Consider the following 12,869-nt stretch of genomic DNA (forward strand, 5'->3'; position numbering starts at 1 on the left):
CGGTGAACAGGCAGGGCACGCTGGTGGTGGCCAGCCCGTCGATGCTGGATTGCGCTGCGAAACGGGCCGGGTCTGTGCCGAAATAGGCATCCTGATAGGGATTGCGCGCCGCACTGGGCACATCATACAGGCCCGACAGCATGATGGCCCCCGCGATGGACACAGCCGCCCGCTCCGCGAACCCCTGCCCGCCGACATAGGAGGCGATATGCGCCGCGCCTGCCGACTGTCCCATCAGCACGATGCGGCCGGGATCGCCGCCATGGTGCGCGGCCTCCGCTTTCAGCCAGGCCACCAGCCGCGCCACATCGTCGGCCCCCGCCGGCCAGGGATGGGCCGGGGCCAGCCGATAGGTGGCGGTGACACCCAGCCAGCCCTGGGCCGCCGCCCAGGCGCCGACATTGTTATAGAAGGCGGCACCGGGCGCGCCCTTGTCACCACCGACAAAGCCGCCGCCATGCAGGAAGACCAGCACGGGCCGCCTCGCACCGCCCCCCCCTCCCCCGAACAGGTCCAGCCGGTGGCGCGGATCGGGCCCATAGGACAGGTCACGCCGGACCATGGCTTCGTCAACGGCCGGCTGCATCGGGGCGAACAGCGCCATGGAGCCCTGGATCTGCGCGACCGAGAAGTCCGTGCCCAGGGCGCGGATGCGGTCATGGATATGTACCGTCGCCCCCATCACCAGGGGTCCTGCGACTGCACGCTGAAGGGCCGGCAATCGACAGGCGGCGGGGCATTGAATGGGCGCGGCACCATGGTCCGGTCGCCCTTCCAGGGCACCTGATCGGCCTTGGTCCAGGCATTGACGAACAGCCGATGGAATTTCCAGCGGCCATCGCGCTTCACCAGCCGGTCATCGCGCGTGCCGATGCCGAAGATGAAATTGGTGCCGTAATCGGTGTTGAACTGGACGATCTGGAAGAAGCAGCGCACGCGCGCCCCTTCCGGACGCGGATCCATGATGAAATGGTTGAACAGATGCTGGCGGCCGAACCACCAATGCTGCCGGTCATACCACAGGCCGCGCAGATGGGCGCGGATCGCATCGCGCCCCTGCGCCTTGCCCTGCCAGAGATGGTCAAATTCCCCATCCTCGGCGAACGTATCCAGCACCTGCTCCTCGTCGGCCAGATCCAGGCCCCAGGCATAGCGTGCGAACAATTCGGTGATTTCGGCGCGATCCTCGGCAGGCATCACAGCCGGCACACCGCCCGGCCAGCAGACCTTATCCATCGATCCTTCTCCCGGAAACGGCCCGCGCGCGTGCTAGCGCGACGCCGGGCGGAACAGGGGTCAGGCGTAACATCAATTCATTGATAGTTCAATGAACTTTTATATTGAGGGATCAATGATGTTTGAAATCCACCATCGCCCCGCGCTTACGTCTTCACCAGGTGCGCCAGCCTTTCGCCGATGCGGGACAGAAGCTCGTCCAGCACCACCCGCTCCTCCGGCGACAGATCGACCAGCAGCGACTCATGGAAGGCCACACGTTCCTTCAGCGTCGCCTTGTAGAGCTTCTGTCCGGCCTTGGTCAGATAGAGGATTGGGGTGCGCAGGTCGTTGGGGTTCTCCCGCCGCCGCGTATATCCCCGTTCCTCCAGCGAGCGGGCGGCCCGGCTCACCTCTGCACGGTCGACCCAGGCCAGGTCGGCGACCTGCCCCACGGTTCCGCCGTCGGGCATGGTGCCCAGCCGGGCCAGCACGCGCCATTCCGCGTAGGTCAGTTCACCCCGCTCCGCCAGCCGCCTTATCGTCAGCCGGTCGATCACCTTGGCGATCAAGGTCACGCGGAAGGTGGAGAATTGCAGATTTGAGACATTCCACCCCGGCAGCTCAAGCTTCGCCCGGGCCGGCGCCGCGTTTTCCACGCCTGGCACCTCGCCCTCTCCTTCGCTGCTGGCCGGGCTCGCGTCCGATCTGGCCTGCCGTTTCATATGTCTTCTTTCATCCCGATCATGTGTCAGCGACGGCTGAACAGGTCCATTGTTAGTTGATCATTCAATGTTATTCCAGCGTTCTGGCGGCCTGCCACCGCTGCCGGATCGAAAGGACGACATTTTTGGGATAGATGCTCAAGGGGGCTGGCGCGGAACCAAAGCAGGCGATATTATTGATTCATCAAAGACTGGTCGGAACGGACGGCTCCTTGACCCGTGCGTGTACAGGCCGGCATCCCCATCATAAAACATCGCCGGATCATGGTCCGGTACCCTTGAGGGAGGGAGCGCAGCTTCATGTCCGCGTTCGACGTCCAGAACTTCATCGACCAGCGCAAGATCGGCCTGCCGCAATGCCTTGTGCTGCTGCTGACCACGCTGGCCATGTTCATCGATGGTTTCGACATCTTCATGGTGGGCAAGATCGCGCCCGCCATCGCCGGGGATTTCGGCACCACACCCGCCAGCATGACCATCGTCTTTGTGCTGCAGCAGACCGGGCTGGCCATCGGCGCCTTCGTCATCAGCCCGCTGTCCGACTATTACGGGCGCAAGCGGATGCTGATCATCGCTTTCATCATTTTCGGCCTGCTGACCACGATCACGGTCTTTTCCACCTCGCTGATGATGGTGGCCATCCTGCGCGGCCTGTCGGGTCTGTTCCTGGCCAGTGTCGTGCCCACCACCATGGCGCTGCTGGCGGAATTCACGCCGAAACGCTGGCGCTCGCTGTTCATCGCCATCGGCATCGCGGGTTATAGCGCCGGCAGTGCGGCTGGGGCCGCCGTCGCCCTGCTGGTCCCGCATTATGGCTGGGAAAGCGGTTTCTGGCTGGGCGGGCTGATGCCGCTGGTCATGGTGCCAGTGCTGTTGCTGTTCCTGCCGGAATCGCTGACCTACCGCGTCGGCCGTGACCCCAGCCATCCCGCCATCGCCCGCACCATCCGCTGGATGGACCGCAATCTGGTCCTGACGGGGGAGGAACGGTTCGTGACGGCGGAAACCGGCGGCAAGAAGGTCAAGGCCCATGTCATCGACGTGTTCCGCGACGGGCGCGCCCGTACCAGCACGATCCTGTTCGCCGCCTGTGTCCTGTCCATGGGCAATATCGCGCTGCTGGCGGCCTGGCTGCCCACCTTCTTCCAGGAAATGGGCGGCGTTTCGATCCAGCGTTTTGCCATCGTCTCCATGACCGCCTTTATCGGCGGCATGGTGGGCACGGTGACCATTGGTTTCCTGATGGACCGGATCGGGGCCACGCGCCTGATCCCGGTTTATTATATCGGGATCGCGGCCACGCTGATCCTGATGGGTCATGTGCCGTTCGGCACTGTCGGCTTCGTGCTGCTGCTGGTCTGCTGGAGCTTCTGCCAGTCGGGCGGACAGGCGGGGCTGAACATGCTGATGACCCAGATCTATCCGACGGCCCTGCGCAGCACGGGCGTGGGCTGGGCCGGTGGCGCGGGCCGCATCGGCGGCATCATCGCGCCACTGTTCGGCGGCATGGCGCTGGCCTCCTCCTTCACGCTGGAGGTCACGCTGGCCATGATTGCCATCCCGCCGGTCGCCGTGGCCCTGCTGGTCCTGCTGCTGAAGCCGATCCGCCGCGATGGCGCACCGGCCGCAAAGCCGGCCGTGGCTTAACGGTTCCCGGTCTGGCGGTATCCGCCGCCAGACCGGGAACCCACCTTCAACGGGTGCGTAGCCCCTCCCCCGGCACCCAGGTTCCATGGAAGGTCGTCCGCACCCGCATCGGCATGTAAAGCCGGGCCACCGGCCCCGCCTCCACATCCTGGGCATCCAGGATCGCCAGTTCGCTGAGATTGGTTTCCAGCCGGTTGACAATGACCAGCAGCCAACCATCCCCCTCCGGCGCGCCGGGATAACGGGCCACGAATTGCGGTTCATGGACGGAGGCGCCGGGACCGGGGCGCCAGCGCGTCATCTCCCCGGTCCGCAGGTCCACGCGGCCGATGGCGGATGACCCGTCCGGCCCGCGCCCCACGATCAGGAAGCCGTGCCGGCATTCCTGCCCCTGGTAGCGGTCGTCGGTACGCGGCATCTCACCCGGCGTATTGATGATCCGCCGCCGCTGGAACCCGTCGCCGTCGCTGGTCAGATCGAAGCTGAGGCGCGACAGGAAGGGCGGGCAGCCTTCGACATGCTGCCCCTCCGGGGTGGGGAAGAACGGGAAGCAGTTACCGTCGTAATAGCAGGCATCCAGATGGACCGTCCCGCCCTCCTCCCAGGCGTTCATCATATGGCTGAGACAGCCCGGCGGCCCCCGGAACCAGCGTATATCCTCTCGCGTGCCGCCGCGTTTCACCAGCGCCACCACAACCTGCTCGTCGGGATGCCACTCATAGAAGGTGCCGCCCCGCTTCAGATTTTCCGCATCCGTGATCAGCGGCATGAAGGGAAAGAGGGCCCAGTTCGGCGTCACCGCGAAGTCATGGACCAGGGAGGCATAGGGCATCTCGAACCAGATTTCGTCCATGATGCGGCCCTGATCATCGATATCGTAGAAGACGATGTCCCGCGTTCCGTCACCGCGTGCCTGATAGGAATAGGTCAGCAGACGGCCATCGTCGGGATACCATTTCGGATGCGCCGTCAGCGAGGTGGCCCGAACCTTTCCGCCGAAATCATAGCGCCCGACGGGATCCAGCGTGTCGCGGTCCACCTCGAACGGCAGGTCATCTTCCTTCAGCACCAGCAGCCGGCCATTATGGAAGATCACGTTGGTGTTGGCCGTGCCGCCGCTGACACCCTTGACCGACGGGTCGTCGGTGAAGCGGTTGCGATACAGCCCGAACAGCGACCGGCCGGCCTTGGCCTGCGCCATGTAGCGTTCATTGCGGACCCAGCGGCTGCGGTAGGAGACGGTGCCATCCTTGATGCGGAACATGTGGGCCATGCCCTCGCCATCGATGAAGATGTCGGTGCCCAGCATGGGCGGATATTGCCGGTCCGGTCCGGCGCGGTACCAGGTGCCATCCAGGCCGGCCGGCACCGCCCCGTCGATCAGTTCCAGCGCCTCAACCGTCGATTCCAGGCGCAGCGGCTTGGCCCAGCCGTGATAGGCCGGGATGTCGGGAAAACGGACTTCCATTGATTTCTCCCCTCGGCCATCCGCGGGTTCACGGGTGACCGTGATTGGGGCAGCGATCGCCGCCGCCGGCCGGGGGCACAGCCCCGGACATGACGCGACTCGCCGCCCTATTGCGATATCATTGAATGATCAATATTATGATCCGGCTGTCAATGCGCAAAGCGCGGATTTTCTGATCATCGATGCCAGAACAGGCACGGCCCAAGATGGCCGTTCCCGTTTGAAAACCGAAAACCGACCGGTCATGGCCGCAAAGCCGGGCCGATCGTGAATTCAGTGGCAGCCCGGAACCGGATCGCATACCATGGGATGCGTCAACTGGGCAGAAAACATGAAAAATTATCGAATAAATACAATACATTATCTAGATTCACCAAACCGAAACCCCTCAAGCATCCGCCCAGAAAAGCACGGCAGGGGCCGGGCAGAAACAGGGTGGTCGATTTAGCCGATCACCCCCTTGCCAAGACACACATCATTGAGCTATCAATGATCTCATTGATAAATCAACAAGCGCTTGCGCCGCCGTGCCCCGTGTCTGTCCGGCGCATCGCAGGGGGAGGAAATCCACATGAGGCATTCAACGGCGCACCGGCTGACCGGCGCCAGCACTCTGGCCGTCCTTGCCGTCCTGGCCAATCCCGCCGCCGCACAGGACGCCACCGGCGCACCGCCGCAGACGCTCGACCAGTTGGAAGAGATCATCGTCACCGGCACGCGCCTGCCCATGACGGGTTTCGCGGCCCCCACACCGGTCACGGTTGTGGGTGAGGTGGAGTTGCAGCGCCAGGGCGTGTCCAATGTCGCCGACCTGTTGAACACCCTGCCCTCGTTCCGGCCGCAATCGACCCCGGCGACGGTCGGTATCTTCTCCAGCAATGCCGGTGCCAATCTGGCCGACCTGCGCGGCCTGGGCGCGCAACGCACGCTGGTGCTGGTCAATGGCCGCCGCTTCGTCGCCAGCACCATCGCCGGCAGCGGCAACTCGCCGTCCGGCTCCGTCGACCTGAACCTGATCCCGACCGTCCTGATCGAACGAAGCGAAGTGGTCACCGGCGGCGCCTCCGCGGCCTATGGGTCCGATGCGGTTGCCGGCGTCGTCAACGTCATCCTGAACACCAGTCTGCAAGGGGTGCGCGGCAGCGTGCAGTATGGACTGTCGCAGGAGGATGACAATCGCGAACTCTATGCCACCCTGGCCGGCGGCACCGATTTCGCCGATGGCCGTGGCCATGTCGTGATCGGCGGCGAATATTCCAACAATAAGGGCATGGGTGACTGCTACAGCCGGTCCTGGTGCGCCGAAAGCTACAACACCATTTCCAACCCGACGCCGCAGACCAACGGTCTGGCGCGCCAGATCCTGCTGCCCAATGCCCGCACGGCCACGGCCTCCTTCGGTGGCCTGATCACTTCGGGTGTGCTGCGCGGCATCGAGTTCCGGCCCGATGGCAGCTATTTCAACCATGATTACGGCACCTACTATGCCACTGGCCCCGCGTTCTCCAATGGCGGTCTGTTCCAGTCGGGCGGCAGTGCCGATCCGGTCAACGGCTTCTACAACAACTTCCCGCTGGTGGCGCCGGTCGAGCGCTATTCCGGCATGATGCATGCCAAGTACCAGGCCACGGACAGTGTCGAACTGTTCTTGGAGACCTCCTATGGCCGGGCGAACGCGGAAACCATCGGCGCATCGGCCCGCAATACCGGCAACATCACCATCCAGCGCGACAATGCCTATCTGCCGGCGGCCCTGCGCGCGCAGTTGGTGACGGCCAACCAGACCAGCTTCTCCTTCGGCCGCGTGTCCAATGATATTGGCCCGCCCGTGGCGGAGGTGGAACGCGAGACCTATCGCATCGTCTCCGGTGCGCGTGGCGATCTCAGCGCCGATTGGCAGTGGGATGCCTATTACCAGTATGGCCGCACCAATTACGAACAGGAAACCCGCAACACCCAGATCACCGACAATTTCGCCCGTGCGGTGGATGCGGTCGACCAGGGCCTGTTCCAGAACGGTGTCGCCAACGGCAATATCGTCTGCCGGTCAACCCTGACCACGCCGACCAACCCGCTGGTGGCGGGATGCAAGCCGCTGAACCTGTTCGGGGAGAACCGCTTCTCCCCGGAAGCTGTCGCCTATGCCTATGGCACGGCCTGGCAGAAGACGCACCTGATCCAGCAGGTGGCCTCGGCCAACATCTCCGGCACGGTCGCGGAACTGCCCGCCGGCCCGGTCTCCTTCGCCACGGGCGCCGAATATCGCGTGGAAAGCGTGGCCGGCAGCACCGATCCGATCTCCTCCGCCCTGCGCTTCATCACCAGTTCCGGCCAATCCATCTCCGGCCCGAACATCAAGGTGAAGGAAGGCTATGCCGAACTGGGCGTGCCGCTGCTGAAATCGGTGCCGTTGGCCGAAAGCCTGTCGATCAATGGCGGCGTCCGCCTGACCGACTATTCGACCAGCGGTTCGGTGTGGAGTTGGAAGGCCGGCCTGTCCTGGGAACCGACCGATTATCTGCGGGTTCGCGGCACCCGGTCGCGTGACATCCGTGCGCCCAACTTCTTCGAACTGAACGCCCCGGCCAGCACCAGCTTCCAGTTCCTGACCGATCCCGCCACCGGCGGCAGCGCCCTGACCTCCGTGGTGCTGAGCGGCAACACCAAGCTGCGGCCTGAGATTGCCAAGACCTGGACGGCGGGCGCGGTTGTCACCCCCATCGATGACCTGCAATTCTCCGCCGACTATTTCGACATCAGCCTGGATGGCGCCATCACCACCCTGGGCGGGCAGATCATCATCAACCGCTGCGCTGCTGGCGCGACAGAACTTTGTTCCCTTATCACCAAAAATGCCGCTGGCACCATCACCAGCGTCAACAATGCCAACCTGAACCTGAACACGCTGAAGACGCGCGGCGTGGATGTTGAGGCCCGTTACAAGATCGCCCTGGGCGAAGGCGACCTGACCCTGCGGGCGCTGGGCACGTACCTGTTCGACCTGATCACCATTGATGCGACGGGGGCGTCGGTGAACCGGGCCGGCATGAACGGCGCGCCCACGTCACAGCCGTCGGGCCTGCCGACCTTCACCGGCACGCTGAGCGCCACTTATGCGCAGGGTGATTTCAGCGGCACTCTGACATCACGCTACATCTCACGCGGTGTCTACAACGCCACGCTGATCGGCCCGCACCAGTCCGGCTACAGCGCGACCCTGGCCAACAGCATCAGCGACAATCGCGTCAACGATTACTGGCTGTTCAACCTGAACGCCCAGTATGACCTGACCTTCAACGACACCAAGGTGCAGTTGTTCGGCATCGTGAACAATCTGTTCGACCGCGATCCGCCCAACGACCTGCCGTCCAGCTTCGGTGTGACCAACCCGGTCCTCTATGACAGCATCGGCCGCACCTTCAAGGCCGGCTTCCGCTTCTCCTTCTGATCCAGCAAGGGGAGGCCGCCTGGCCTCCCCGCTTTCAAGGTAAGAAAGTGGGGCCGATATGACCTCTCCGGTACAGCCGGCCACCGATGATCCCCTGTTCGGACGCGGTTACCGCGCGACCTTGCTGGTGCTGATCCTGCTGGTGTCGGCCTTCGCCTATGTCGACCGGGTCATCGTTCAGACATTGGCGGAACCGATCAAGAAGGATCTGGGGCTGACCGATTTCCAGTTCGGCCTGCTGGGCGGTCTGGCCTTTGCCATTCTTTATTCCACGCTGGGCCTGCCCATCGCCCGGCTGGCCGAACGGCGCGACCGCGTCACCATCATTTCCGTCTCGGTCGCCATCTTTTCGGTGATGAGCCTGCTCTGTGGCATGGCGACCAATATCTGGGCCCTGTTCCTCTGCCGGATCGGTGTCGGCATCGGGGAGGCCGGGGTCCAGGCGCCCTGCACCTCGCTGATCGGCGACCATTTCCCGCCCCACCGCAGGGGTTTCGCCCTGACCGTGATGCGGCTGGGCGCCCCGGTGGGGGCCTTGCTGGGCTCCGTCGTGGCGGCCTGGCTGGCGCGGGATTACGGCTGGCGCGTTGCCCTGATGCTGGTCTGTGCGCCCGGTCTGGTGGTCGCCCTGCTGTTCCGCCTGCTGCTGCGCGATCCGCCGCGTGGGCATAGCGACCGGCTGGCGGGGGCTAGCATGCCTCCATCCGGTTCCGCCCCGCCCAGGACGCGGGAGGTGTTCGCGCAGATGTTCCGCCGCCCGGCCTTCCGCCACATGCTGGCCGGTCTGGCCCTGGCCAGCATGGCTTTGTTCGCGGGCGGGGCCTTTACCGCACCCTTCTTTATGCGTGTCCACGAATTGCCACTGACCACGACCGCCCTCTATGTGGCGATCATCAGCACCACGGCATCGACGGCGGGCATGAGCCTGGGGGGCTTCGGTATCGATTTCATCGCCAGACGTGGCCGGCGCTGGTATGCGCTGCTGCCCTTCTGGGGCATCGCCGTCAGCGTGCCGCTCTATCTGGCCGGCTATGGGCTGGGCAATCCTGTCGTTGCGGTGACCCTGATCACCATCGCCGGCGTGTTCCTGTTCTTCCATTCGGTACCCACGCTGGTCGCCTTCCAGAACATGGTGGCGCCACAGCAGCGGACCACGGCGGCCTTTGTCTATTTCTTCGTCTCCACCATGGTGGGTGTGGGCTTCGGGCCGCCGCTGCTGGGCCTGCTCAGCGATCTGTTCGCCACCGCCTCCGGCGTCACCGATGCGGCCGCCGCCTCGGCCATCGGGGTGCGCAGCGCCCTGCTGGCCAGCATCGGCCTCTATGCCTGGGCCGCCCTGCATTACGGGCTGGCCGCCCGCGCCATCGCGGCGGAGGATCGCCCATGACCATCCGTCCTGAAACTTTCCGTGCAAGGGGCCTATCATGAAGTTTCCCAACACGCCCAACTTCACCGGTTTCTTCGCCCCGTCGGGTGTAGAGGCGGAAGTCCGCCACCTGCCCGTGCTGGACGGCGCGGTTCCCCCGGAACTGGATGGCAGCTTCTACCGCGTGGCGCCGGACCCGCAATTCCCGCCGCTGGCCGGCGACGATATCTGGTTCAACGGCGACGGCATGGTGACACGGTTCCGGTTCAAGGACGGCAATGTCGCCCTGCAGCAGCGCTGGGTCCGTACCGACAAATTCACGCTGGAACGTCAGGCGGGCCGCGCCCTGTTCGGCGCCTACCGCAACCCCCTGACCGATGATGACAGCGTGCAGGGAGAGGTGCGCGGTACCGCCAACACCAATGTGCTTGTCCATGCCGGCAAGCTGTTCGCCCTGAAGGAGGACAGCCCGCCCGTCATCATGGACCCGGAAACGCTGGAGACACTGGACCCGACCTATGATTTCGGCGGGGCCATGACATCGCAGACCTTCTCCGCCCATCCCAAGATCGACCCGCGCACCGGCGAGATGTTGAGCTTCGGCTATGCCGCCAAGGGCCTGTGTACCCGCGACATGGTCTATTACACGATCAGCGCCGACGGGAAGATCACGAACGAGGTCTGGTTCGAGATCCCCTATTACTGCATGATGCACGACTTCGGCTTTACCGAGAATTACGTCGTCTTCCATGTGGTACCCATTGTCGGGTCCTGGGAACGGCTGAAGGCCGGACTGCCGCATTTCGGTTTCGACCGGGGCCGGCCCGTGCATCTGGGCGTGCTGCCACGCAATGGCGGGGCCGAGGATATCCGCTGGTTCTCCGCCCCCACCTGCTTTGCCAGCCACGTCATGAATGCGCATGAGGATGGCAGCAAGGTGCATTTCGACGTGCCCATGGCCAAGGGCAACATGTTCCCATTCTTCCCCGATACCGAAGGGGCGCCGTTCCAACCGCACGAGGCCGCCGCGACCATGACGCGCTGGACCGTGGATATGAGCGCCAACAGCGACGACATCCACATGGCGCCGCTCGCCGGTCTGGTGGGTGAATTTCCCCGCATCGACGACCGGTTCGCCGGGGTGAAGAACCGCTATGGCTGGCAGCTTGTGCAGGACATGACCAAGCCCGTGGACCTGCCGGGCGGGCGCAGCGCGTCGGGCCTGATGATGAACACGCTGGGCCGCATCGACCTGGAAACGGGGGAGACCGACACCTATTGGGTCGGCTCCACCTCCTCCTTCCAGGAACCGGCCTTCATTCCGCGCCCCGGCTCCACGGCCGAAGGCGATGGTTACATCGTGGTGATCGAGAACCGGCTGGTGGAGCACACCTCCCGCCTGCTGCTGTTCAACGCCCTCCATCTGGCGGCCGGTCCCATCGCGACCATCGGCCTGCCCTTCCGCATCCGTCAGGGCCTGCATGGCAACTGGGCACCGGCCCAGGCCAGCGTCGCCTGATCTCCCCTTCGTGCGACCGAGAGGATCAATTTTGGTTGACCAGACTTCCGCCGACTATCCCAAACTCGGCATGTATATCGACGGTGAATGGATCATGCGGGCCGACCGCAGCCACACCGTCATCAACCCGGCCAATGGTGAAACCCTTGGCGAGCTGCCCCTGGCCGGGGCCGCCGATCTGGACCGGGCGCTGGCCGCCGCCGACCGTGGTTTCCGGACCTGGAGCAAGACATCGGTCGATGACCGGGCCCGCGTGCTGCGCGATGCCGCCCGGCTGCTGCGCGAACGGGCCGATGTGATCGCCCGCAACGCCACGCGGGAGGAAGGCAAGACCCTGGCCGAAACCCGCATCGAAACCATCGCCTGCGCCGGCCTGTTCGATTTCTACGCCGAGGAAGCGCGCCGGGTCTATGGCCGCGTGCTGGTCCGTCCGGCGGGCCAGCGCTCGCTGGTGATGAAGGTGCCGGTGGGGCCGGTGGCGGCCTTCGCGCCCTGGAACTTCCCCGTCCATAATCCGGGCCGCAAGCTGGGGGCGCCCATCGCCGCCGGCTGCTCCGTCATCCTGAAGCCGGCGGAGGAGGCCCCGGCCTCGGCCATGGCCGTGGTGCAGGCGCTGATCGATGCGGGCTGCCCGTCCGATGTCGTGCAGCTTGTCTTCGGCGTCCCGGACGAGGTGTCGCGCCATCTGCTGGCCAGCCCCATCATCCGCAAGCTGAGCTTTACGGGATCGACGGTCGTCGGCAAGCATCTGATGCGGCTGTGCGCCGACACGATGAAGGTGACGACCCTGGAACTGGGCGGCCACGCGCCTGTGATCATCTTCGACGATTGCGATTTCGACCGGACGGTGGAGATGCTGGCCAACAGCAAGGTCCGCAATGCCGGCCAGGTCTGCGTCTCCCCCACCCGGTTCTATGTCCAGGAAGGCATTTATGACCGGTTCGTGGAGGCCTATGCAAAACGGATGTCGCAGATGAAGGTCGGCAACGGTCTGGCACCCGACACCAATATGGGGCCGATGGCCAACCCGCGCCGCCCGGCCGCCATCGCCGACCTGATCCAGGATGCCGTCAGCCATGGCGCACGGGTCCGTACGGGCGGCGAAGCGATCGAGGGCAAGGGTTTCTTCTGGCAGCCGACGGTACTGTCCGATGTGCCCAACAGTGCCCGCATCATGAATGAGGAACCGTTCGGCCCCGTGGTGGTCGCCACGCCCTTCGCCACCCTGGACGACGCCGTGGAACAGGCCAACCGGCTGCCCTACGGCCTGGCGTCCTTCGCCTTCACGGAGAATGCGCGCCGCGCCAACCTGATCGGTGACGCCATCGAGGCGGGCATGGTGGGCATCAACACCACGGCACTCGCCGCCTCTGACGCGCCGTTCGGCGGGGTCAAGGAAAGCGGCCACGGGTCGGAGGACGGGCCGGAAGGTCTGGCCGCCTGCCTCGTCACCAAGACCATTCATCAGCATTGAAGACAGG

General features: G+C 64.7%; 9 protein-coding genes. 5 read left to right on the top strand and 4 right to left on the bottom strand.

Annotation, left to right across the window (positions count from 1 at the left end; translation table 11 throughout):
- The 3 genes from KBA48_RS19150 to KBA48_RS19160 all read right to left on the bottom strand — a co-directional run.
- Nucleotides 1-682: alpha/beta hydrolase (locus KBA48_RS19150; RefSeq protein WP_292909307.1), on the bottom strand; the 682-nt coding region annotated here is incomplete at its 3' end.
- Entirely contained in the window at nucleotides 682-1,236 is a 555-nt protein-coding gene (locus KBA48_RS19155) for a nuclear transport factor 2 family protein (protein ID WP_292909309.1), read from the bottom strand. The genes KBA48_RS19155 and KBA48_RS19150, both read right to left, overlap by 1 nt.
- A gap of 146 nt (nucleotides 1,237-1,382) precedes the next feature.
- Nucleotides 1,383-1,883: a MarR family transcriptional regulator gene (locus KBA48_RS19160; RefSeq protein WP_292909311.1), complete on the bottom strand. Its 501-nt coding sequence runs from the start codon at nucleotides 1,881-1,883 to the stop codon at nucleotides 1,383-1,385.
- A gap of 357 nt (nucleotides 1,884-2,240) precedes the next feature.
- Between KBA48_RS19160 and KBA48_RS19165 the strand changes: the two genes are divergently transcribed.
- The gene (locus KBA48_RS19165; protein WP_292909313.1) at nucleotides 2,241-3,587 is read left to right on the top strand and encodes an MFS transporter; all 1,347 of its coding nucleotides are present in this window, start codon (nucleotides 2,241-2,243) and stop codon (nucleotides 3,585-3,587) included.
- 46 nt (nucleotides 3,588-3,633) lie between these two features.
- On the opposite strand, the gene KBA48_RS19170 is transcribed toward KBA48_RS19165, so the two are convergent.
- On the bottom strand, nucleotides 3,634-5,055 hold the full coding sequence (locus KBA48_RS19170; RefSeq protein WP_292909315.1) for a carotenoid oxygenase family protein: 1,422 nt from the start codon (nucleotides 5,053-5,055) through the stop codon (nucleotides 3,634-3,636).
- Nucleotides 5,056-5,626: 571 nt separating this feature from the next.
- On the opposite strand from KBA48_RS19170, the gene KBA48_RS19175 reads away from it, so the two are divergent.
- Genes KBA48_RS19175 through KBA48_RS19190 form a run of 4 tightly spaced genes read left to right on the top strand, consistent with a single transcriptional unit; the run spans nucleotide 5,627 to nucleotide 12,862 of the window.
- Nucleotides 5,627-8,503: a TonB-dependent receptor gene (locus KBA48_RS19175; RefSeq protein ID WP_292909317.1), complete on the top strand. Its 2,877-nt coding sequence runs from the start codon at nucleotides 5,627-5,629 to the stop codon at nucleotides 8,501-8,503.
- 58 nt (nucleotides 8,504-8,561) lie between these two features.
- Entirely contained in the window at nucleotides 8,562-9,890 is a 1,329-nt protein-coding gene (locus KBA48_RS19180; protein WP_292909319.1) for an MFS transporter, read from the top strand.
- 37 nt (nucleotides 9,891-9,927) lie between these two features.
- Nucleotides 9,928-11,388 (top strand): carotenoid oxygenase family protein, encoded by a 1,461-nt coding sequence (locus tag KBA48_RS19185; protein WP_292909321.1) that lies wholly within the window; start codon nucleotides 9,928-9,930, stop codon nucleotides 11,386-11,388.
- A 31-nt stretch (nucleotides 11,389-11,419) separates the two neighbouring features.
- Nucleotides 11,420-12,862, top strand: coding sequence for an NAD-dependent succinate-semialdehyde dehydrogenase (locus KBA48_RS19190; RefSeq protein ID WP_292909323.1), 1,443 nt, complete (start codon nucleotides 11,420-11,422; stop codon nucleotides 12,860-12,862).
- Nucleotides 12,863-12,869: the final 7 nt, after the last annotated feature.

Origin of the sequence: Niveispirillum sp. (assembly GCF_017996735.1) — a bacterium.
In the GTDB taxonomy this organism is placed as follows: domain Bacteria; phylum Pseudomonadota; class Alphaproteobacteria; order Azospirillales; family Azospirillaceae; genus Niveispirillum.

What these genes read in the sequence shown, in the direction of transcription:
- KBA48_RS19155 (WP_292909309.1), bottom strand. Translation starts at nt 1,236, where the DNA reads ATGGATAAGGTCTGCTGGCCGGGCGGTGTGCCGGCTGTGATGCCTGCC.
- KBA48_RS19175 (WP_292909317.1), top strand. Translation starts at nt 5,627, where the DNA reads ATGAGGCATTCAACGGCGCACCGGCTGACCGGCGCCAGCACTCTGGCC.
- KBA48_RS19180 (WP_292909319.1), top strand. Translation starts at nt 8,562, where the DNA reads ATGACCTCTCCGGTACAGCCGGCCACCGATGATCCCCTGTTCGGACGC.
- KBA48_RS19185 (WP_292909321.1), top strand. Translation starts at nt 9,928, where the DNA reads ATGAAGTTTCCCAACACGCCCAACTTCACCGGTTTCTTCGCCCCGTCG.
- KBA48_RS19165 (WP_292909313.1), top strand. Translation starts at nt 2,241, where the DNA reads ATGTCCGCGTTCGACGTCCAGAACTTCATCGACCAGCGCAAGATCGGC.
- KBA48_RS19170 (WP_292909315.1), bottom strand. Translation starts at nt 5,055, where the DNA reads ATGGAAGTCCGTTTTCCCGACATCCCGGCCTATCACGGCTGGGCCAAG.